The following is a 20,922-nucleotide window of genomic DNA, read 5'->3' on the forward strand; positions in this document are numbered from 1 at the left end:
CCGGGCCTAGTACACCAAGAAGTTATTGATCCGTTAGAATCTGATGACACGAATTCGGTCCGTCGTAGACGCAATTTCTCGGCCAGCCGCGACCCACGGGCAGCTCCACCCGTCGAGCCACTATGCGAGTGTGGAGTTCCCCTGTGGTGCATGGCTGGGGCCAGGTTGGAAAGTGAGTGGGAATGCGTGACGCCGCTAGGTCCGGCACGAAGCGCTGGGCGCTGAGTAACTGGGACCTTCGCTGGAAGGTTACGGCCGTCCTGGCTGTGCCGTTGGCGGTCGCGGTCGGACTCGGTGTGTCGAGGATATCGGCGCAATGGAGCGAGGCGAATCGGCTGGGCTCGTCGGCCGAGAACGTCAGTCTCGTTCCGGCGGTCCTCGATCTCAGCTCGGCCACGTCGACCGTCGCGGGTTCGCAGGCCATCGCGATCGCCCCCAACCGGTCCATGGTCACCGAGGAAAACCTGACAACCCTGGACCAGACCATCACCGCGGCCAAGGATGCGCTGGTCGACCTCGACGACCTACCGGGCGCCCACCAGGCGCTGTCGGAGATGATCGATCAGGCGGTGCAGGTTCGCGCCGGCGGCCTGGCGCCGTCGGGTTCACCGGACGAGGCGGTCGCGGAGCTGGACCGAGCCCGTAACGCCGGTGTCCGCACCGTGGAAGAGATCATCGGCGAGGTCGGCGACCCGTCGATCGACCCGGACAAACTCCGCCTCGTCGACGCGCTCAATCTGCGTTCCGCCATGGTCGGCGAGATCACCGCCGCCGCCGAGCTACTGCGCGATCAGGAAACCGGTGAGCAGGCATACCGGGCCGCGACCGATACCGAACTCACGCTGCTGAACATTCTGAGCCAGCGCTACAACGCCGAAGACCCCGATATCGTGGCCCTGCGCGAGGGCGTCATAACCCGGCAGGCGATGCTGGATACGCCGGAGGCGCAAGCGGGCCGGATACCGCTGGGCGAAGCCCGCGAATCGCTGCTGGCGAGCACCTCGACCACCGACAAACTCATCGGCGAGGCCACCACCGAGATCGACAACGGTGTGCAGCGGATGGCCGACCGGGCCCTGTCCGACGCGGTCATCTACTCCATCGTGGTGCTGCTGACCATCCTCGCGGCCCTGCTGCTCGCCGTATTCGTGGCCCGCTCGATGATCGTGCCGCTGCACCGGCTGCGGCTGGCCGCGCTGCGCGTCGCCGAAAGTGATCTGCCCGACGAGGTCGCCCAGTTGCGGACCGGTGCCGCACCGGAAGAGGTCCCACTCGAACCGATGCCCATCCGGTCCGAGGAGGAGATCGGCCAGCTGGCCCGCGCGATCGACGATATCCACGGTCAGGCGCTGCGCCTGGCCAGCGACCAGGCGCAGATGCGTTCGCAGGTCAACGATATGTTCGAAACCCTGGCGCGGCGCAGTAAATCGCTTGTCGACCATCAGCTCAGCCTCATCGAGGCGATGGAATACGACGAGAAGGATCCGCGACTGCTGGAGAACCTCTTCCGGCTGGACCATCTCGCCGCCCGTATGCGCCGTAACGGCGACAACCTGCTGATTCTGGCCGGTACCAAACAGCGCCGCGCGAAATCGGCGCCCGTCGAGATCGCCGATGTGCTGCGCGCCGCGATCTCCGAGGTCGAGGACTACGAACGCGTCAAGCTGGGTGCCACTCCGCGCGGTGCCCTGATCGAACCGGCCGCCTCCGATATGGCGCATCTGTTCGCGGAGCTGCTGGACAACGCGCTGCGGGCCTCGCCGCCGGAAACCGATGTGAAGTTCACCTTCGCGCAGGCACACGACCAGGGTCTGCTGATCGAGGTCGCCGACCGCGGTATCGGTATGCCGCCGAGTGAGATGGCCGAGATCAACCGCCGGTTGGAGAACACCGCCGAACCCGGCCCGGACACCGCCCGCCATATGGGCCTGTTCGTCGTCGGCCGGCTCGCGGAACGGCACGGTCTCAACGTGCGGTTGCGGCCGACCTTCGATACCGCCCGCGATCCCGGCGTCACGGTCACCGTGCATGTGCCTATGAGCCTGATCGTGGCCGGCGAAACCCAGATCCTGCCGCTGGCGACCGGTTCGGGCCCGCAGCCGCTGGTGCCCAGCGACGGCGGTAAGAAGCCCCGGCCCGAGGAATCGGCCGACGAGGCCGCTGCCGCGGCACTGCGCAATGCCGGTGGCCAGCCCATGCAGACCCGCGGTATCAGTCGTACCGCCGACGGCAACATGATGGTCACCGTCGATCCCGGGATGAGCGGTCCGCTGCCGGAGGTCGAACGTTCCAAGCCGGGGGAGCGTCCGGGCGGCCCGGCGCCGGCCGGTCCGGGTGGCCTGCCGCAGCGGCAGCCCGGTTCCGCGATGGCGGGCGGTCTGCGTGACGGCGAACAGGGCACCACGAGCCTGCGTCAGGCCAGTGCGGGCAGTACCGCGCAACGCGGCAAACTCGCCGCCGCCAACCTTCCCAAACGCAATCTCGGCCCCGGCGGTGGCGGCGCGACCCCGACTCTGCCGCCGCGTACCCCGGGTGATTCGCCCGCGGGCGGCGCGCGCCCCGCGGAGAGCGGCCCCAGCGGTTTGCCGCAGCGTCAGGCGGGCACCGGTGGGTCGCCGCAGCCGGGCGCGGGTGGTCTGCCGCAGCGTCAGCCGGGTGGGGGTGACGCACCGCGGCCCGGCCCGAGTGGCCTGCCGCAGCGGCAGCCGACCGGTGACGCACCGCAATCCGGGCCCGGGGGGTTGCCCCAGCGAAAGCCGGCCGGTGACGCACCGCAATCCGGACCCGGCGGTGTGCCGCAGCGGCAGCCGACCGGCGGTGACGCATCGCCCTCCGGTTCCGGAGGTCTGCCGCAGCGTCGTCCCGGCGCGAACGGTGCCCCCGGAAATCCCCAGACACCGCCCGCGCGTCCCGATTCCGGGCGCCCCGCCGAGACCGCGTCGGATCCGGCGGCCCCGCAGCGCCCCGCCGGACCGGTGCGGCGCCCGGCCCCGCAGGCGCCCACCGGGCTGCCGCAACGCGAACCCGGTACGAACGGTGCCCGCGAACCCGGTGGTCCAGGTCTGCCCCAGCGCCGTCCGGCGGGCGATCAAGCCGGACGCGACCAGGAACCGCCGCAGCAGGCCGGTACCGCGTCCGGTGCTCTGCCCACCCGGCGGGAACCCACACGTAACGGTCTCCCGTCCCGCGATACGTCCGGTGAACTGCCGGCGCAGCGCGGTACGGCCGACGGCCGGCCGTCGCGGGAACCTTCCGGTGAACTTCCCGCCCAGCGGGGCCCCGCCGGCGGTCCGCTGCCCCGGCACGAATCCCCGGGCAACGGATTACCGCAGCGAGGTGCCGGCGGCAGTGGTCTGCCGCAGCGCAGCCCGGCCGGTAACGGACGACCCCGGCCCGCCGGGTCCGAAAACGGCCTGCCGCAACGGGAGAACACCGCGATGCCCCGCCCCGATGAATCGGGTGGGCTGCCGCGACGGCAACCGGGTGGATACACCGCCGAGCGGTTCGACAACCCTCCGGGTGTCGCGCTGCCCCGGGAACCGGAACCCGCCGACGACTCGGCGCCCGCCCGCGAACCCGGGCGGCACAGTTACAAGTCCAATCCGGCGAAGACCGCTTCGTTCTTCCAGACCCGCTTGCAGCCGGCCGAGGAAACCGACAGCGTAATGGGCGGTACGCCCATTTTCGCGGAGATGATGTCGGCCTGGCTGTCGGATCCGAACGCCGACCGTTCCCAGGCCGTCGCCTCCTTCGAATCACCGGGCGACGAGGGCTGGACGGCTGCTCGGCGGGCCAGCGAGGCCGAACCCGAAACCCGTACCGCGGCCGGTCTTCCACAACGTAATCCGGGCGGCCGGCTGGTGCCCGGCGCCGTCAACGGCGCCCAGGAGCGGACGCCGAGTCGCAATCCCGAAACGATCCGGTCTAGTTTGAGTCGGCACCAGCAAGGTGTTCGGGATGGCCGTGCAATGCGAGCAATGAACCTAACCGGAGACAAAGGAGACCGATGAACCCCGAACTAGGTGGTACGAACCGTCAGTTGGATTGGCTGGTTTCGAACTTCGCAGGCGAGGTTCCTGGCGTAGCCCATGCCGTTCTGGTCTCGGCCGACGGCCTGCTGATGGCGGCGAGTGCCCAGCTACCGGTCGATCGGGCCGAACAGCTCTCCGCTGTTACGGCCGGTCTGGCCAGTCTCTCGGTGGGTGTGTCCAATCTCTTCGAGGGCGGGACGGTCCTGCAGTCCGTCGTCGAAATGGAACACGGCTACCTGCTGTTGATGGCGGTAGGCGACGGGTCATACCTCGCTGTCCTGACCAATACGTCCTGCGATATCGGACAGGTCGGATACGAAATGGCTTTGTTGGTCGAACGCGTGGGCCAGACTGTTCAGGCCACTCCGCGCGTCACAATGGGTTCCTGATGGTGGGATGGACATAGAGGATCACCGCGTGGGAGGCTCCGAGCCCAGTCTCGTGCGCCCGTACTCGCTGACCGCCGGTCGTACCCGGCCGAAGGTGGAGCTGGCGCTCGAGGCTCTCGTCGCGTCCCATCCCATTCCGCTCGAACGCCAGTACGAACTGAGCAATATCGAGAACTCGATAGTCGAGTTGTGCAGGGAGTCGCCGTCGGTCGCCGAACTAGCGGCGCGACTGGGTATACCGATCGGGGTGGCGCGTGTTTTGGTAGCGGACCTGATCGAAGCCGGGCATGTCCGCGTTTCGGCGACTTTGAAAGACGATTCCAGCGACGATGAACGTCGCGAGCTGATCGAAAGGGTTCTCAGTGGACTCCGGCGTATATGATTCGACGGCGCAGGTCGATACCCGTGTCAGCAAGCCGACCTCGGCGAAGATCGTGGTCGCGGGCGGGTTCGGCGTGGGCAAAACGACGCTGGTGGGGGCAGTTTCGGAAATCGTCCCGTTGAGAACCGAGGCTCTGGTGACCAATGCCAGTGCCGGGATCGACAGTCTCGCGGGTATCGAGAGCAAATCCACCACCACGGTGGCCATGGACTTCGGCCGTATCAGCCTGGCCGACGATCTGGTGCTGTACCTGTTCGGTACTCCGGGCCAGTACCGCTTCTGGTTCATGTGGGACGACCTGATCCGTGGCGCGATCGGCGCGGTGGTGTTGATCGATACCCGGCGACTGGAGGACAGCTTCGCGGCGGTCGACTACTTCGAGGCACGCAACCTGCCGTTCCTCGTCGCGCTCAACCAGTTCGACGATGCCCCGCAGTACCCGATCGAGGATATTCGGCAGGCGCTGGCGGTTCCCGCCGATGTGCCGATCATGCCGATCGACGCCCGGCGCCGGGAACCGGCCAAAGAGGCGCTGGTCCGGCTCACCGAGTACGCCCTGCAGAAGGTCACCCGCGGCTACTGATCCGGTGCTGGTCATACTGGTCGGCGTGCTGCTGGGAACAGTCGAGGTGCCGGACGGCCCGGGACGGCTCGGATGACGCCGGCCAAGCGCCGGATCGGCTCGCGCGAGTTACTCGACGCGCTGCTGGATCCGGGGACATTCGTGAGCTGGGATGCGCCGCCGATAGCGGTGGCGCAGACCGGCGCCTATCGGTCGGTGCTGGCTGAGGCGGCCACCGCGGCGGGTACCGACGAATCGGTGCGCACCGGCGAAGGGCGGTTGCGCGGACGGCGGATCGCGGTCATCGCCTGTGAGTTCGCGTTTCTGGCGGGCTCGGTGGGAGTCGCCGCCGCCGAGCGGATCGTCGGCGCGGTCGAGCGTGCGACAGCGGAGGGGCTCCCGCTGGTCGTGTCACCGACTTCGGGCGGCACCAGGATGCAGGAGGGCACGGTTGCCTTCGTGCAGATGGTGAAGATCGCCGGTGCGGTCGCCGCGCATAAATCGGCCGGGCACCCCTACGTCGTTTACCTGCGGAATCCGACCATGGGCGGGGTTTTCGCATCCTGGGGTTCGCTCGGGCATATCACCTTCGCCGAACCCGGCGCACTCATCGGCTTCCTCGGCCCGCGCGTGTACGAGGCGCTGTACGGGCAGCCGTTCCCGCCCGGTGTGCAAACCGCGGAGAACCTGTACCGGAGCGGGGTCATCGACGGGGTCGTCGAGGTATCGGTCTTCCGGCGGATCGCCCATCGGGCACTGAGCGTGTTCAGTGGGATTCCGGATGAGCCGAAATCCACAGCAGGGCAGCGTTATCCCGGTGCCGAGCCGATACCGGCCGCCGCATCGCCGGATCGGAGCCGGGCCGCCGGACGGCCGGATTCGGTGGGCGATACCTCGTCGGCCGCGAGTACCGCGGTTTCCCCGACTCGAGGGAGAGAGACTCAGGCCGCTCGGGAGACCGAGACGCCGGAGGTCACGAGCGGTGCTGTGGGGCCCGAGGACGCCGGAGTGCTGGGCAGCAGGACCGTGCGGCCCGGCGGTGGTCACCGGTCGAGCCGCGCCATGGAACCGGTCGAAGCGTGGGAGTCGGTGCGAATTTCCCGGCGATCCGACCGGCCGGGACTGCGCGAACTTCTGCGCCGGAGCCGGGAGCGGGTGCCGCTCAGTGGAACCGGCCAGGGCGAAACGGATCGGACGGTGGTCCTCGCGCTGGCCCGCTTCCAGGGCCGTCCGTGCGTTGTGTTCGGACACGATCGCGCACACCAGGATCCGGAGCACACCATGGGCCCGGCCGCGTTGCGGTCGGCGCGGCGCAGTATGCAGCTGGCCGCAGAACTGCGGCTTCCGCTGGTGCTGGTGATCGATACGATCGGTGCGGCGTTGTCCAAGGAGGCGGAGGAACGGGGGCTGGCGCCCGAAATCGCCCGCTGCATAGCCGATCTGGTCACTCTGGATACACCCACTGTTTCGGTGCTGCTCGGCCAGGGGACCGGCGGCGGCGCATTGGCGCTGCTACCGGCGGACCGGGTGCTGGCCGCGACACACGGCTGGCTGGCACCGCTGCCGCCCGAAGGTGCGAGCGCTATCGTTCACCGCGATACCGGGCATGCCGCGGAATTGGCTGCGCAGCAGCGGATCCGATCGGCCGATCTGCTGGCCGACGGGATCGTGGACCGGATAGTGCCCGAAAATCCCGACGCCGCAGCGGAGCCGGACGAGTTCGCGCGCCGCATGGTCACCGCCCTCGGCGAGGAACTGGCTGCGCTATCGGCGGAGCCGGTGGAGCGGTTGCGGGAGATCCGGCATCTCCGTTACCGCCGCCTGGGGCTTGCGGATCGGTAGTGTGCCGCGCCTTCGCCACGAGGGGGGCCACGCCGCCGTTTCCCCAAAGTGGCTTCGTCCGCCCGGCGGAGGTGCCGCCTGTCGCGTACCGGGTGGACGAACCGCTGACCGCCTTCGCTCAACCCTCCGGCTCCGGCTCGGGATTGGACCAGGCGAGGATCATTGCCGGTGCGCAGCCGCCGGCCAGCAGCGTCGCCAGGAGCATGACCCCGCCGGCGTAGGCGGTGCGGAAGGCATCGGCCTCCGGGAACAGCGCGCCGCTGTAGATGAGGTACATCACCGGGACGATGCAGAGTGATTGCGTAATGGTGAGGCCGATCGAGCGGGCGGTTTCGCGCTGGGCCATCTCGAGTTCGTCGAGGGTTTCGGCGGGTGCGTTGTCCTGTGCGTGCGACACGATCCGCACCATGGTCCAGGACGGCAGGAAGATCAGGGCGCTCAGGCCGCCGGCGAGTGCGGCCCATTCGAGGCCGAACGCGCACATTACTCCGGCGGCGAACAACGCACTGAGCGCCACGGCGACGGTGATCACCAGCGCCCGCCGGCGGCCGCGGGTACGCCAGCCGGGCAGCATTCCGGCGAGCTGTTTCTCCCGGGCGAGCCACCGCCGGACGCGGTAGGCCTGGTAGCGATCGAGCAGGGTGGACGGTTCGGCGGCTGCGGTCATGGCAGCTTTCCTTTCTCGCGCGGATAGAGCTCGGCCGACAGCGGGGTGAATTCGGTGCGGGAGAACACCGCCTCGACCGGCAGCCCGAACACCTCGCAGATCCGCAGGGCCAGGTCCAGGCTGGGGTAGTGGTTGCCGCGTTCGAGTGCGCCGATGGTCTGTGGGTTGACGTTCACCGCCTCCGCCAGCGCGGCCCGCGACATCCGGTGTTCCGCGCGCAGTACTGCGATGCGGTTGTAGATCGGGAGGGTTTCCCCGCGTCTTACTGGGCTCACGCAACAGAGTGTTGTAAAAACACAACGATCTGTCAAGGTGATGCGGACACGAGGCCCGGATTCGTTGACCTGCCGCCGAACCGCTCCTACCGTCGAGGCGGTGACCACTAGACGTGAGATCGGTGTTGTCCCGCCCATCGTGCTCAACGATGGGAGCCTGATTCCGCAGCTCGGTTTCGGGGTCTTCCAAGTACCGCCGGGCCAGGTCTTCGATACCGTCACCGCCGCGCTGCGCGCCGGGTATCGCAGTATCGACACCGCGGCCGCCTACGAGAACGAAGAAGGCACCGGCCGCGCCATCCGGCACTTCGGCCTACCCCGCGACGAGGTCTTCGTCACGACCAAGCTCTGGAACTCCGAGCAGGGTTACGACTCGACCCTGCGCGCCTGCACGACCAGCCTCGACCGGCTGGGCCTGGAGTACCTGGACCTCTATCTGATCCACTGGCCCGTTCCCGCCGCGGACAAATTCGTGGACACCTTCCGTGCCTTCCAGCGCCTGAAGGCCGACGGCCGGGTGCGTTCCATCGGTGTCTCGAATTTCCGCGTGACCGATCTGGAAAGGGTTGTTGCCGAAACGGGGGAGACGCCGTCGGTGAACCAGATCGAATTGCATCCCCGGCTCGTTCAGCGCGAACTGCGCGAATACCACGCCGAACACGCCATCGCCACCGAAGCGTGGAGCCCGCTCGGCCAGGGCACCATGCTCAGTGACCCGGTGATCACCCGGATCGCCGGAGAGGTGGACCGCTCACCGGCGCAGGTGATCATCCGCTGGCATCTGCAGCTCGGCAATATCGTCATCCCGAAATCGGTGACGCCCGCCCGGATCGAGCAGAACTTCGATGTTTTCGGCTTCGAACTCTCCGCCGAGCAGATGAACGCCATCACCGGATTGGACAGCGGCACCCGGACCGGGGCAGATCCGGCGACCTTCGCGGTCGGCCTGGAAACCTGAGCCCGTACGTTTCGCGCCCCGCCACCACACCGTCCCCGGCGAGCGCCTCCCCGCGTCGTGCCGGGTGGGCTCGCCCGTTGCTGTGGCAGAGTGGTCGGTAACGCTTCGTTTTTGGCTGTTGGATCGGTATTCGTTGAGCGGGGAAGGACACACATGCTCGGGGTCAGCCGCGACGGCGACGTCGTCACCATCGAACTGCAGCGTGAAGAGCGTCGTAACGCGCTGAACCTGGATCTGGTCGTACAACTGCGCGAGGCGCTCCTGCAGGCGGCTCACAACGCCCGCGTCATCGTGATCACCGGCCGGGGGCCGGTCTTCAGTGCGGGCGCGGATCTCGACGGTGTGTACTCCACCGAATTCCTCGACACCTTGCTGGAGATGCTGCACGAGGTCGAGTCGCTGCCGGTGCCGGTGATCGCTGCCCTCAACGGGCCCGCGCTCGGTGCCGGTGTGCAGCTGGCCATGGCGGCGGACCTGCGGGTGATGGCGCCGGATTCGTATCTGGCGATCCCCGCGGCGAAACTCGGTATCTCCGTGGATCGCTGGACCACCCGGCGGCTGGTCTCGCTGGTCGGTGGCGGACCGGCCCGTACCGTCCTGCTCGGTGCCGAACCCATCTCGGCCGCCGACGCCTACACCTTTGGCTTCGCCAACCGTCTCGGCACCTTGGCGGACGCACAGACGTGGGCGAAATCGGTCGCCGAACTGGCGCCGCTATCGCTTCGGCATCTGAAGCTGGAACTCAACGACGACGGCACCCGGGGGCCGTCACCCAAGGAACAGCAGTCCGCCTTGGAGGCAGCATGGAACAGCGAGGACGCCGAGGAGGGCCGGCAGGCTCGCAAGGAGAAGCGTTCCCCGAAATTCGTGGGCCGGTGATGCGACCCCGTATTCTGCCCGCGGCGGTGGCGGGGCTGGCCGGGATGACCGCACTGGGCTGGGTACTGCGCGCGCTGGACGGGCTACCGGCGGCGCTGGGTGCCTCGGTGTCGGCGATCGCGCCCACCGCTACAGGGGCGCGCAGCTACCGCAACCGTCAGTTCCACAACACCGAGCCGGCATCGCCGATCGTTGTGCCCGACAATCCCGCCGGGCTGCTGGCGATGGTGTCCGCCATGCGGGCGGGGCGGCCGAAAGGGGCCGTGCCGCTGGCCGAACCACAGCGTCCGGCGGCGGCCGCCGATCTGGCCGCCACCTGGTACGGGCATGCCAGCGCGCTGATCGAGATCGACGGCTTCCGGGTACTCACCGATCCGGTGTGGAGTGAGCGGGTTTCACCCTCACGGCTGGTGGGGCCGAGCCGGATCCATCCGGTGCCGGTCGAGCTGACCGAGCTGCCGCCGGTGGACGCGGTGGTCATCTCGCACGACCACTACGACCATCTCGACGCCGATACCATCACCACCCTGCTGTACACCCAGCGCGCGGTTTTCGTGGTCCCGCTGGGGGTCGGCGCGCATCTGCGGCACTGGGGCGTGCCGGAATCGCGGATCGTCGAATTGGATTGGGGGCACTCGCATTCGCTGCCCGCCCGGTACGGGTCGGGTGGCGAGCTGACGATCACCTGCGCCGAGGCCCGCCATTTCTCCGGCCGCGGCCTGGTCCGCAACACCACCCTGTGGGCGGGCTGGGCGCTGGCCGGTCCGGCGCACCGGGTGTACTTCGGCGGCGATACCGGGTTCACCAAGGCGTTCGCCGAAACGGGGGCGCAGTGCGGCCCCTTCGACCTGACCTTGCTGCCCATCGGTGCCTACAACCACAGCTGGGCCGATATCCATATGAATCCCGAGGAAGCGGTGCGCGCCCACGCCGACCTGTCCGGCGGCGATCCGGGCCACGGCGTGCTGCTGCCGATCCACTGGGCGACCTTCAATCTGGCTCCGCACCCCTGGGACGAACCGGTTCGCCGGCTGGTGGCGGCCGCGGCCGCGGCCGGAACCGACATCGTGGTACCGGTCCCCGGGCAACGGCTCGATATCCGTGATCTCCCGCCCGGGCGTTCCTGGTGGGAGGATATGGAGTGAACACAACCGCTCGGCGACAGGAAGGAATTCGGCAATGAGCTTGATGGACAACCTGAAGAATCTGGCCGGCAAGGGCCAGGAAGCGGCGGCCAAGAACTCCGACAAGATCAACCAGGCGGTCGACAAGGCCGGGGATTTCCTCGACCAGAGGACCAAGGGCAAATACTCGGACAAGATCCAGAAGGGGAAGGAAGCCGCTCGCAAGGTGGTTCCGCCCGACCAGCCGGGGGGTCCGGGACAGCCCGGCGAGCCGGGGCCCGGCCCGCGCCCGTGATCCGCTGCCGGGTGCCGTACCGGGCCGCCCGCGCACGCTGGTGACCCGGGCGTGCACCGGGCGTTCGGCGGTGAACCGGGGCAGCCGGATATCGAGGTCCGGCTGAGCAACCTGGACAAGGTGCTCTATCCGGCGACCGGCACCACCAAGGGCGAGGTCATCGAGTATTACGCCGAGATCGCCCCGGCGATGCTGCCGCATATCGCGGGCCGGCCGATCACCCGGAAACGGTGGCCGAACGGTGTGGCCGAATCGTCGTTCTTCGAGAAGAACCTCGGCGCGGGTACCCCGTCGTGGCTACCGCGTCGTGCCCAGGAACATTCCGATCGCACCGCGCACTATCCGGTGATCTCGTCGCAGGCCGGCCTGGTCTGGCTGGGGCAGCAGGCCGCCCTGGAGGTCCACGTCCCGCAGTGGCGCTTCGACGGCGATGCGCGCGGGCCCGCGACGCGGCTGGTGTTCGACCTCGATCCCGGACCCGGTGCCGGGTTGCCCGAATGCGCGCGGGTGGCGCTCGGGGTGCGGGATATGGTCGCCGAAATCGGGATGCTCGCGTTTCCGCTGACCAGCGGTAGCAAGGGTATCCACCTATACGTCCCGCTGGACCGGGCACTGAGCCCCGGCGGGGCATCCACGGTCGCCAAACAGGTCGCCACGAATCTGGAGAAACTTCTTCCCGATCTGGTCACCGCCACCATGGCGAAGAGTGTGCGGGCCGGGAAGGTGTTCCTGGACTGGAGTCAGAACAACCCGTCCAAGACGACCATCGCACCGTATTCGCTGCGCGGGCGTGAGCAGCCGAACGCCGCCGCACCGCGGCACTGGGCGGAGCTCGAGGACGCCCGTCAACTGCGGCAACTGCGGTTCGACGAAGTTCTGGAGCGTTATCGGTCCGAGGGGGATCTGCTGGCCGGCCTCGATACACCTCTGAACGATGCGCTGACGAAGTACCGCTCGATGCGCGACCCGGCGCGCACACCGGAGCCGGTACCGCCGCATTCGCCCAGGCCCGGCCCCGGCGACCGCTATGTCGTCCACGAACACCACGCCCGGCGGTTGCACTGGGATGTGCGATTGGAACGCGACGGAGTGCTGGTGTCGTGGGCGGTCCCCAAGGGGCCACCGGAAAGTACCCGGCAGAATCGGCTTGCCGTGCACACCGAGGACCACCCACTGGAATACCTGGACTTCCACGGCACGATCCCGGCGGGTGAGTACGGAGCAGGGGAGATGTCGGTCTGGGATACCGGCACCTACCGCGCCGAGAAATGGCGCGATGACGAGGTGATCGTGGTTTTCCGGGGCGAGCGGCTCAACGGCCGGTACGCCATGATCCGGACCGAGGGCGATCAATGGCTGATGCATCTCATGAAGGACCAGCCCGCGACCGCGGAACTGCCGCGTGGACTCACCCCCATGCTGGCCACCAGTGGCGAAGTCGCCGGGCTGCCGGAGTCGGAATGGGCATTCGAACGTAAATGGGACGGTTACCGGCTGCTCGTCGAAATCGATGCCGGTGAACTGCGGCTGCGCAGCCGGGCCGGTAACGACGTCACCGCACGCTATCCCCAGTTGTCGGTACTGGCCGAGGAGCTGGCCGGCCATCAGGTGATACTCGACGGTGAGCTCATCGTCCGCGGGCCCGACGGCGCGGTGAATATCGCGCTGTTGAAGGCGAATCCGCGGCGCGCCGAATTCCTGGCGTTCGATCTGCTGTTCCTCGACGGCACCTCGCTGCTGCGCAAACGCTACCGCGATCGGCGGCAGGTGCTCGAGGCGCTGGCCGCGACGACCACGGAACTCCGGGTGCCGCCGCGCTATGAGGGCGACGGCACCGAGGCTCTGCGCCGCAGCGACGAAGAAGGCGCCGAGGGCGTGATCGCCAAACGGCTGGATGCGGTGTATCTGCCCGGGACCCGCGGGCATTCATGGGTGAAGCACCGGAACTGGCGCACCCAGGAGGTAGTGATCGGGGGTATGCGGCGCAGTAAGGCGCGACCGTTCGCCTCGCTGCTGGTCGGGATACCCGCCGAGGACGGCCTGGTGTACGCGGGCCGGGTCGGGACCGGGTTCGACGAGGCGGAAATGGCCGAGCTGGCCGCACGGCTGCGCCGGTCGGAACGTAAGACGCCGCCGTTCACCAACGAGATGTCGGCCGACGAACTCCGGGACGCGATCTGGGTGACACCGAAGATCAAAGGCACTGTTCGCTACATGGATTGGACCGACGGTGGACGTTTCTGGCATCCGGCCTGGCTCGGCGAGGTGTGACAGCCGTCGCTGCCGCAGTTCCCCCGCTCGCCGTGACCCCCCTGGGTATCGTTACCTCTGTAGCGAGTGGGAATGAGGAGCACACCATGGATTTCAAAGGGCTGGCCGACAAAGCGCTGAGTCTGGCACGCAAGAACTCCAGCAAGGTCGACCCGCTGATCGAGAAGGTCGGCGACGCGGTGGACAAGAAGACCGGCGGAAAATACGCGTCGCAGGTGGACAAGGCGCAGGAGGCCGCCCGAAAGGCCGTACGTGATCAGCAGAAATAGGTGGTGAGCTCCGCCCGGGGGGAGTCCCGGGCGCGGGTTGCTGCGGGCGTTCCGAACGGCCCGGGTATCGGCCGGGTGGCCATCATGGTCGTCGGGTTCGCCGTCGTGATGCTCGTCTCGAATTCCATTGCCTCATCGGTTCGTCACCCGATGGCTGCTGTCCTCGTCGGTCCTGTGCTGGCGTGCGTGGTGATCTGGCTTTATATATGGGCGGGACGCCGTATCGAGCGGCGTCGTGTTGTCGAGTTCCCTCGTCGCGGCGGCGGGCTCCACCTCGTGGTCGGCACAGTGGCCGGAATCGGCCTTGCGGCGGTGGCGATCGGTTTCCTTGCCCTCGCCGGCGTGTACCGAATCAGCGGGTGGGGGTCGGTATTCGGTGCTTTCGCGGTCGCCGGCACCATGTGCGCCATCGCGGTCGCGGAGGAAGTCTTCTTCCGCGGTATCGTCTTCCGGCTCCTCTGGGGGCGTTGGGGGACCGTGGTCGCGCTTGTCGTTTCTGCCGTGCTCTTCGGCCTCGTGCATCTGATCAATCCCGATGCTTCGGTCTGGGGCGCGATCGCGATTGCCGTCGAGGCGGGCCTGCTGCTCGGTGCTGCTTACCTTGCCACGGGCTCGCTGTGGCTGGCGATCGGCCTGCACTTCGGCTGGAACGCCGCTACGGTCGGGATTTTCGGCACCGTCACTTCTGGGAGCGAGGCGCGCGAATCTCTGGTTACCGCGGTGACGGCAGGGCCGGATTGGCTGTCCGGGGGAAGTTTCGGTCCGGAAGCGAGCGTTGTCTCGGTACTGGTCTGCTCGGCGGCGACCGTGCTGCTGTTGTCTATCGGGCATCGGCGCGGCCTGCTGCCGGCCCGGAACAGCTGAACTACCACGGCGTACGGGACGCATCGGTGCGTCTGCCGAGAGGGCCGTACCGGTAGATCCGGGCGTCTACGTCGTGAGCCGTGCCCCGTGAGCCAGGTTCCGGGTCGGCTCAGGTCAGCAGGTCGAGCGTGAGAGCTCCGGCGCATACGACCACGACCACGGCCAGGGCGACCGCATCGTTGCGGCCGGGACCGGCCGGGCGGGCGGTGAGCCGGCCCGTCCCGCCGCGGGCGGTGATGGCTTCGCCGAGTTCGCCGGCGCGGCGGGTCGACACAGCCATGGCAGCGGTGAGGATATCGATCAGCGGGTCGGTGGTGCGGTGCAGTAGATCCGGTTTGGGGCGTAGCCGGCGTGCGGCGCGCAGGACCCGGATCTCTTCGAGCAGCAGCGGTAGTCCGCGCAGAGTGAGTGCCACCACGACGGCGAGTTCGTCGACCGGGACCCGGAGTTTGCGCAGTGGGCGGCCGAGGGTCGCCAGAGCGGGGGCGATTTCGCTCATCGGGGTGGTCCAGGCGATCAGCATGGATGCCGACAGCAGGATGAGCCCGAAGACCACTACCTGCGCGTAGCGCAGCAGCGCAACCCCGCCGACCGGTGCGCTGATCACCGCGCCGAGCGCAATCAGCAGCCAGAACACCCACGGTAGCCGGGGGACGACGCCGAGGGGGAGGCGAGCGAGGGCTCCGACCGCGATAAGGAAGACGATCGTGACGCCGAGGATCGGCCAGCTGGGCAGGAACATCAGCAGCAGGCTGATCAGGAAGACACCGATCATCTTGGTGCCGGCCCAGAGCCGGTGGATCGGGCTGGCGACCGGGACCTGGCGCAGCAGTACCGTGCTCATCGGGCACCTCCTCGGGCGTCGCCGGGTATCCGCCATGCCGCGCCCGGGGCGGGGTGGCGCACTTGTCCGGGTGAGTGGACCGGTGGGATGGGCGCGGTATCGGCGTCCGGTTCCGGGGCCGGGATGTGTGCGGCTTCGGTTTCCGGGATACGTCCGGCCTGCAGGTGGACGGTGCGGTCGCAGATGGCCGCGACATCCTCGACATCGTGTGAGATGACGATCAGGGTGAGCCCCGAGTCGCGGAGCCGGGCCAGCAGGTCGACGATATCGGCGCGGCCCTCGGGGTCCAGGCCGGCCAGCGGTTCGTCCAGCACCACCACCTGTGGATGACTGGCGACGATGGCGGCCAGCACCACCCGTTTCGCCTGACCGCCGCTGAGCTCTTCGATGGAGCGGGTGGTCAGCGAGCGGTCCAGGCCGACGGCGTCGAGGGCCTTGCCGACCGTTCCCGATCCGGTGCCGTCTCCGCCCCAGTCGGCGATCTCTTCGCCGACGGTATGGCGTTGCAGTTGCAGGCGGGAATGCTGGAAGGCCAGTTCTACCCGGCCGATCTGTTTGCTGACGGGTTTCCCCGCCAGTTCGCAACGGCCGGCGCTGGGGGCAATGAGTCCGGCCATGATCCAGGCCAGGGTCGATTTTCCGGATCCGTTCCCGCCGACCACCAGCAGCGCTTCCCCGCGGGAGACCGTCAGGTCGATCCCGTGCAGGGCCTGCGCTTCCCACGGTGTGCCGCGGTTGTAGGTGTGCCGGACGCCGTGCAGCTCCAGAATCGGAGCGCCCATGGGGTGGCGGCGGTGCGCGCGGGCCGGTTTCGGCCAGGCGGGCAGGCGGTCGACCATCCGGCCGTCCGCGAGATGGATCACGCGGTCGGCGGCGGCCGCGTCGGCTTCGTGGTGGGTCACCAGCACCACTGCCATGGGATGTCGTTTCGGCAGTTCGGTCAGCAGTGCCACCAGTTCGCGGCGGCCGTCCGGGTCGATCATGGAGGTGGCTTCGTCGGCGATGAGCAGCGCCGGCCGCCGGGCGAGCGCGGCTGCCACGGCGAGTCGCTGCTGCTGGCCACCGGACAGGGTCGCGGTTTCTCTTGCGCCCATTCCGTCGAGCCCGACCTCGCGCAGCAGATCGTCGATCCGGACCTCGGCCGCCAGTTCGGTGGCCAGTCCCCAGACGACATCGTCGGCGACCAGCACCCCGAGGGTCTGGCTTTCCGGTCGCTGAAGCACCAGGGCGGTGCCCCCGAGATGGCCCAGGCCCGCCGATCCGGGCCGGTCCACCGTGCCGCTGCTGGGTGGCAGACCGGCCAGCAGCCGGGTGAGGGTGGATTTCCCGGAGCCGTTGTGCCCGACCACGGCCACGAATTCGCCGACTGCCACGCGCAGGTCGATCCCCGCCAGCGCATGGTCGTCCGCGCCCGCATAGCGGTAGCCGGCCCCGCGCAGCGTGACCGGTAGCGGCGCGATGGGGCGATCGTCGGCGGGTGCGTCCAGCCGGTCGGCGCCGGGGAGCCAGGTGAGCCGGTCCAGCACGGAGCCGAGCACGAACCAGGAAACGAGTGCGGTGACCACAGTGCCGATGGCGACGGTGGCGCCGATGTAGATCCACCACCACTGCAGGACGACCTCGGCCACGTCGAGTACACCGCGACCCAGTGGTGCCAGCTGGGCTTGCCGGGAAGTGAGGTCGGCCAGGCCGGTGGCGGTATTGCGGATGTTGTCGAACAGCAGGTCACGGGTGGCGGAGAAGACGAGCAGGAAACCAATCGAGAATGCGCCCCAGGCGAGACCTGCGACGACCGATAGTCCGGTGACCGCAATGAGGCCGCCGCGGCGGCGTTTGACCGTGCCGACGATACCGCCGATGGTCGCGGTGGCGACCATGGCCATGGCGGCGGTGAGTCCGGCCGCGACGAAGGTGACCAGGGCCGCCGAGACGGAGGCGGTGAACAGGGCACGAAACCGATACCGGTGTGCCAGCAGACCCATGGGGACGGCAGCGACGAGTTGGAGTGCCGCGGCGAACGGGATCACCGAGCCGACCGTGACGAGTCCGACGGTCGCGCCGCCCAGTACCGCGCCGGTGGCGAGCTCGATCGGCCGTAATGCCGCGGCTCGGGGGTCGCGGGCCGGCCGGTCGGATGCGCCGGGCCGGGCGGTAGCGGGCTGATCACTCACGACGTCAAGTCTGCCAGCCGCTCGGCCCGGCGCGAATCGACGGTATTGCAAGCATGCGCATCAACGCATATGTTGTCTGCGTGGGACATGATCATACGCATCGGATATCACCCGAAAGTGCCTCCGGGAAATATGTCGGACGCCTGGCGCTGGCGCTGGCCATCGGCGCCGCATTCATGCTCGTCGAATCGGCGGTCGCGCTGGCCACCGGTTCGCTGGCACTGCTCTCCGACGCGGCGCATATGCTCACCGATGTCGTCGGTATCGCGATGGCGCTCTCGGCCATCCTGCTGGCCCGCAACACCCGGCCCAGTTACACCCGCACCTTCGGCTACTACCGCGCCGAGGTGATCGCCGCGCTGGCCAATGCCGTCCTGCTGTTCGGAGTGGCCGGTTATGTCCTGGTGGAGGCGGTGCGCCGCTTCGGCGAACCGCCGGAGGTCCCGGGGGTGCCGGTGCTCCTGGCGGGCGTGGCCGGTCTCGCCGCCAATATCGTGTCCTTCTTGTTGCTGCGGCGCGGCGCGGCGGAAAGCCTCAACGTGCGCGGCGCCTACCTCGAGGTCCTCGCCGATATGGTCGGGTCGTTCGGGGTGCTGATCTCGGCGGCGATAACCCTCACCACCGGCTGGTACTACGCCGATATGGTCGTCGGTGTGGCGATCGGTGTGTGGGTGCTGCCCCGGACCTATCTGCTGGCGCGCCGCTCGCTGCGGATCCTGTTCCAGCACAGCCCGGAAGAACTCGACGTCGAGGCCGTGGCGGCCGAACTCGCCGCGGTACCCGGGGTCTGCGATGTCCACGATCTGCACGTGTGGACCCTGACCTCCGGAATGGAGGTCGCCTCGGCGCATATCACCACGTCCGGTCCGGATATGCGCGACGAAATCCTGCGCGCCGCCCAGCACCTGCTCGCCGAGCGTTTCCATATCGAGCACGCCACCCTGCAGATCGAGACCACCGACACCGCGCGTCGCTGTACGGAACTGTCCTGGTAGCCGCCGTCCGGCCGATAGAGATATTCGGCCATAATGACGGTATGGTGCAGCGTCCGTCGGTCCGGGACTGGGATTTCCCGCGTGGTGTCGCCAGTGTCGCGCTGATGGTCGGATACGGGGCCGAACACGGGGTTGCGCCCGCGGCCCTGCTGCGCGGCACCGATCTCACCGAGGCCCGCCTGCGCGACCCCGACGCCCAGATCGACGCCCATACCGAACTCGCGGTGGTCCGGAATCTGGTGCGTCAGCTCGACCGTCCCGGTATGGGGATCGAAGTGGGCCGCCGCTACCGCATCACCACCTTCGGTATCTTCGGTTTCGCCTGCGTCAGCAGTCCCACCCTGGCCGAGGCGATCGATTTCGCCCTGCGCTATATGGAACTGAGCTTCGCCTTCTGCCTGCCGGTGACGCAGTGGGAGGACGGCGAATTCGTCGGCCGGATCCTCGACGATTCCGTTCCGGCCGATCTCCGGCAGTTCCTGGTGGAACGCGATGTGACCGCCATGCATCAGGTGATGAGCGATCTGCTGGGCCGGCACCTGGAACTGATCCGGGCCGAATTCCGCTTCCCCGAACCCGCTTACGCCGACCGGATCGCCGCGGTCACCGTGGCCCCGCCGCGGTTCGGACGCCCGGAAAACCTGGTCGCCCTCGATCCCGCGATTCTGGATCAGCCGCTCCCGCAGGCCAACGAACACACCCTGGCCATCTGCCTGGCGCAATGCCGCGACCTGGTCCATCGGCGCCGCGCCCGCACCGGGATCGCCGCCGAGGTCCGGGCCCGGCTGGTGCCCCGGGGCGGGCTGGACGGTTTCACCGCACCGCCCGGTATCGACGCCGTCGCCGCCGACCTGAACCTGAGCACCCGCACCCTGCGCCGGCACCTCGATGCCGCGGGTACCAGTTACCGCGCGCTGCTGGACGAGGTACGCCAAGCGCTGGCCGAGGAAATGCTCACCACCACCCCGCTGTCGGTGAGCGATGTGGCGATCCGGCTCGGCTACGCCGAGGCCTCCACTTTCATCTACGCCTTCAAACGCTGGACCGGCGCGACCCCCGCCGCTTACCGGCGGTCCCGCGCCGGACGGTACTGAACGATCAGTACGGGCTCGCGATCCACCCACCCATCGGGACGCTGCGGAAATGGGTGATCAGCCGGTGGTCGTCGTCGATCACGTGCAGGGCGACCGACGGATCCGGCCCGTAGTCCATCACCCGCTCGGGTGGTGCGAGTTCCCATTCGCCGCCCAGCACCGAGGCCGTGCTCGGGCCGATGAGCAGTGGTTTGCCTGCGAAAGTGCTCACCCCGGCGGTATGCGCGTGCCCGGCCATGGTCCCGATGATGCGCCGATCACCGGTGATCACCGCGGCCAGCCGCTGCGGATCGTCCAACGCGATCGTGTCCACGATCGGACTGTGCAGGAAAACCGGCGGATGGTGCAGGGCCAGCAGCACTGCCGAGTCGGGCGAGGTTGCGGCGAGGGTGTCGTCCAGCCAGTCGTAGGTCTCGTCGGACAGCCGGCCGCCCGACTGTCCGGGGACACTGGAGTCCAGCATGATCAAGGTCAGCGCGCCGATCCGGTGCACCTGATTCACTGGATCGTCCGAGGGCGTACCGGACAGCAGTACCTCCCGGAACGCCGCCCGTTCGTCGTGGTTCCCGGGAATCGCGAGCACCGGCAGATCGGCCTGTAGCGACATCCGGGCCTCGGCATACTGCTCGGGTTTCCCGGAATCGGTGATATCGCCGGTCACCACGATCACATCCGGCCGCCGCCGCAGATCCGCCAGATAGGCCATCACCCGTTGCGCGCGCTCGGTATTACGGGTACCGAGATCGAAATGTGTATCGCTGACCTGAGCCACCAGGATCATCGGTGCTCCTGTGTCTATTGGCGCGCCTCCGGCGCGCGAGGTCCGGCCCCTCTGGCGTCCCCCCAGGGCCTCGCTGAACTCGGCACCACGGTGGTTCCGTGAGCCGATGTCACGCCACCCAGCTTAGGACAGTCGGCCGGCGGCAACGGCAGGGATATGAGGCACGCCACTACCTGTCCCGGTGTGTATTGTCCCGGGACGCGGCCGCCGTCCGACAGCCGCTGTGTGC

Annotated in this window: 19 protein-coding genes; 14 read left to right on the forward strand and 5 right to left on the reverse strand. The window is 68.4% G+C overall.

Annotated features, from left to right (window positions below; translation table 11 throughout):
• The first annotated feature begins 182 nt into the window (after positions 1–182).
• From NFL01S_RS06875 to NFL01S_RS06895, 5 genes are all read left to right on the forward strand, one after another.
• The gene (locus tag NFL01S_RS06875) at positions 183–4,010 is read left to right on the forward strand and encodes a sensor histidine kinase (protein WP_084492475.1); all 3,828 of its coding nucleotides are present in this window, start codon (positions 183–185) and stop codon (positions 4,008–4,010) included.
• Positions 4,007–4,420: a roadblock/LC7 domain-containing protein gene (locus NFL01S_RS06880; protein ID WP_030522784.1), complete on the forward strand. Its 414-nt coding sequence runs from the start codon at positions 4,007–4,009 to the stop codon at positions 4,418–4,420. The genes NFL01S_RS06875 and NFL01S_RS06880 overlap by 4 nt, the downstream gene beginning before the upstream one ends.
• Positions 4,421–4,427: 7 nt before the next feature.
• On the forward strand, positions 4,428–4,802 hold the full coding sequence (locus NFL01S_RS06885) for a DUF742 domain-containing protein (RefSeq protein ID WP_033244145.1): 375 nt from the start codon (positions 4,428–4,430) through the stop codon (positions 4,800–4,802).
• The gene (locus NFL01S_RS06890) at positions 4,783–5,385 is read left to right on the forward strand and encodes a GTP-binding protein (RefSeq protein ID WP_174555654.1); all 603 of its coding nucleotides are present in this window, start codon (positions 4,783–4,785) and stop codon (positions 5,383–5,385) included. Before NFL01S_RS06885 ends, NFL01S_RS06890 begins: the two co-directional genes overlap by 20 nt.
• A gap of 72 nt (positions 5,386–5,457) precedes the next feature.
• The gene (locus tag NFL01S_RS06895) at positions 5,458–7,206 is read left to right on the forward strand and encodes a carboxyl transferase domain-containing protein (protein ID WP_062972652.1); all 1,749 of its coding nucleotides are present in this window, start codon (positions 5,458–5,460) and stop codon (positions 7,204–7,206) included.
• A 118-nt stretch (positions 7,207–7,324) separates the two neighbouring features.
• Here NFL01S_RS06895 and NFL01S_RS06900 read toward each other — a convergent pair whose 3' ends face one another.
• Both NFL01S_RS06900 and NFL01S_RS06905 read right to left on the reverse strand, forming a co-directional pair.
• A complete protein-coding gene (locus NFL01S_RS06900) occupies positions 7,325–7,873 on the reverse strand; it encodes a hypothetical protein (RefSeq protein ID WP_062972654.1) in 549 nt (182 codons plus the stop codon).
• Positions 7,870–8,148 carry a helix-turn-helix transcriptional regulator gene (locus NFL01S_RS06905; RefSeq protein WP_062972656.1) on the reverse strand — a complete coding sequence of 93 codons (279 nt, stop codon included), beginning with the start codon at positions 8,146–8,148 and terminating at the stop codon, positions 7,870–7,872. The genes NFL01S_RS06900 and NFL01S_RS06905 overlap by 4 nt, the downstream gene beginning before the upstream one ends.
• Positions 8,149–8,248: 100 nt before the next feature.
• Between NFL01S_RS06905 and NFL01S_RS06910 the strand changes: the two genes are divergently transcribed.
• The 7 genes from NFL01S_RS06910 (at position 8,249) to NFL01S_RS06940 (ending at position 14,808) form a co-directional block, all read left to right on the forward strand.
• Positions 8,249–9,106 carry an aldo/keto reductase gene (locus NFL01S_RS06910; protein WP_062972658.1) on the forward strand — a complete coding sequence of 286 codons (858 nt, stop codon included), beginning with the start codon at positions 8,249–8,251 and terminating at the stop codon, positions 9,104–9,106.
• 153 nt (positions 9,107–9,259) lie between these two features.
• Complete coding sequence (locus NFL01S_RS06915; RefSeq protein WP_062972660.1) at positions 9,260–9,985, forward strand: enoyl-CoA hydratase; 726 nt, start codon at positions 9,260–9,262, stop codon at positions 9,983–9,985.
• Positions 9,985–11,130 carry an MBL fold metallo-hydrolase gene (locus NFL01S_RS06920; RefSeq protein ID WP_062972662.1) on the forward strand — a complete coding sequence of 382 codons (1,146 nt, stop codon included), beginning with the start codon at positions 9,985–9,987 and terminating at the stop codon, positions 11,128–11,130. Before NFL01S_RS06915 ends, NFL01S_RS06920 begins: the two co-directional genes overlap by 1 nt.
• A 34-nt stretch (positions 11,131–11,164) precedes the next feature.
• Complete coding sequence (locus tag NFL01S_RS06925; protein WP_062972664.1) at positions 11,165–11,404, forward strand: antitoxin; 240 nt, start codon at positions 11,165–11,167, stop codon at positions 11,402–11,404.
• Positions 11,405–11,455: 51 nt separating this feature from the next.
• Positions 11,456–13,675, forward strand: coding sequence for an ATP-dependent DNA ligase (locus tag NFL01S_RS06930; protein WP_062972666.1), 2,220 nt, complete (start codon positions 11,456–11,458; stop codon positions 13,673–13,675).
• Between the two features lie 86 nt (positions 13,676–13,761).
• Positions 13,762–13,944, forward strand: a complete 183-nt coding sequence (locus tag NFL01S_RS06935) for an antitoxin (RefSeq protein ID WP_062972668.1) — start codon at positions 13,762–13,764, stop codon at positions 13,942–13,944.
• Positions 13,945–13,947: 3 nt separating this feature from the next.
• On the forward strand, positions 13,948–14,808 hold the full coding sequence (locus NFL01S_RS06940; RefSeq protein WP_157116312.1) for a CPBP family intramembrane glutamic endopeptidase: 861 nt from the start codon (positions 13,948–13,950) through the stop codon (positions 14,806–14,808).
• Positions 14,809–14,917: 109 nt separating this feature from the next.
• On the opposite strand, the gene NFL01S_RS06945 is transcribed toward NFL01S_RS06940, so the two are convergent.
• Both NFL01S_RS06945 and NFL01S_RS06950 read right to left on the reverse strand, forming a co-directional pair.
• Entirely contained in the window at positions 14,918–15,652 is a 735-nt protein-coding gene (locus NFL01S_RS06945; RefSeq protein ID WP_062972670.1) for a CbiQ family ECF transporter T component, read from the reverse strand.
• Positions 15,649–17,823 (reverse strand): ABC transporter ATP-binding protein, encoded by a 2,175-nt coding sequence (locus NFL01S_RS06950; RefSeq protein WP_084492478.1) that lies wholly within the window; start codon positions 17,821–17,823, stop codon positions 15,649–15,651. Before NFL01S_RS06950 ends, NFL01S_RS06945 begins: the two co-directional genes overlap by 4 nt.
• 80 nt (positions 17,824–17,903) lie before the next feature.
• Here NFL01S_RS06950 and NFL01S_RS06955 point away from each other — a divergent pair, with 80 nt between their 5' ends.
• On the forward strand, positions 17,904–18,818 hold the full coding sequence (locus NFL01S_RS06955) for a cation diffusion facilitator family transporter (RefSeq protein ID WP_280508113.1): 915 nt from the start codon (positions 17,904–17,906) through the stop codon (positions 18,816–18,818).
• Between the two features lie 41 nt (positions 18,819–18,859).
• Positions 18,860–19,912 carry an AraC family transcriptional regulator gene (locus tag NFL01S_RS06960; protein ID WP_062972673.1) on the forward strand — a complete coding sequence of 351 codons (1,053 nt, stop codon included), beginning with the start codon at positions 18,860–18,862 and terminating at the stop codon, positions 19,910–19,912.
• Positions 19,913–19,916: 4 nt separating this feature from the next.
• Here the strand turns inward: NFL01S_RS06960 and NFL01S_RS06965 are convergent, their stop codons facing one another.
• Entirely contained in the window at positions 19,917–20,693 is a 777-nt protein-coding gene (locus tag NFL01S_RS06965; RefSeq protein ID WP_062972675.1) for a metallophosphoesterase, read from the reverse strand.
• Positions 20,694–20,922: the final 229 nt, after the last annotated feature.

Origin of the sequence: Nocardia flavorosea NBRC 108225 (assembly GCF_001613385.1) — a bacterium.
GTDB classification, from domain to species: Bacteria; Actinomycetota; Actinomycetes; order Mycobacteriales; family Mycobacteriaceae; genus Nocardia; species Nocardia flavorosea.

Bases quoted from the DNA above. Each gene is read 5' to 3' on its own strand.
- NFL01S_RS06875 (WP_084492475.1), top strand. From the start codon at position 183: ATGCGTGACGCCGCTAGGTCCGGCACGAAGCGCTGGGCGCTGAGTAAC.
- NFL01S_RS06880 (WP_030522784.1), top strand. From the start codon at position 4,007: ATGAACCCCGAACTAGGTGGTACGAACCGTCAGTTGGATTGGCTGGTT.
- NFL01S_RS06885 (WP_033244145.1), top strand. From the start codon at position 4,428: ATGGACATAGAGGATCACCGCGTGGGAGGCTCCGAGCCCAGTCTCGTG.
- NFL01S_RS06895 (WP_062972652.1), top strand. From the start codon at position 5,458: ATGACGCCGGCCAAGCGCCGGATCGGCTCGCGCGAGTTACTCGACGCG.
- NFL01S_RS06900 (WP_062972654.1), bottom strand. From the start codon at position 7,873: ATGACCGCAGCCGCCGAACCGTCCACCCTGCTCGATCGCTACCAGGCC.
- NFL01S_RS06915 (WP_062972660.1), top strand. From the start codon at position 9,260: ATGCTCGGGGTCAGCCGCGACGGCGACGTCGTCACCATCGAACTGCAG.
- NFL01S_RS06920 (WP_062972662.1), top strand. From the start codon at position 9,985: ATGCGACCCCGTATTCTGCCCGCGGCGGTGGCGGGGCTGGCCGGGATG.
- NFL01S_RS06925 (WP_062972664.1), top strand. From the start codon at position 11,165: ATGAGCTTGATGGACAACCTGAAGAATCTGGCCGGCAAGGGCCAGGAA.
- NFL01S_RS06935 (WP_062972668.1), top strand. From the start codon at position 13,762: ATGGATTTCAAAGGGCTGGCCGACAAAGCGCTGAGTCTGGCACGCAAG.
- NFL01S_RS06945 (WP_062972670.1), bottom strand. From the start codon at position 15,652: ATGAGCACGGTACTGCTGCGCCAGGTCCCGGTCGCCAGCCCGATCCAC.
- NFL01S_RS06960 (WP_062972673.1), top strand. From the start codon at position 18,860: ATGGTGCAGCGTCCGTCGGTCCGGGACTGGGATTTCCCGCGTGGTGTC.
- NFL01S_RS06965 (WP_062972675.1), bottom strand. From the start codon at position 20,693: ATGATCCTGGTGGCTCAGGTCAGCGATACACATTTCGATCTCGGTACC.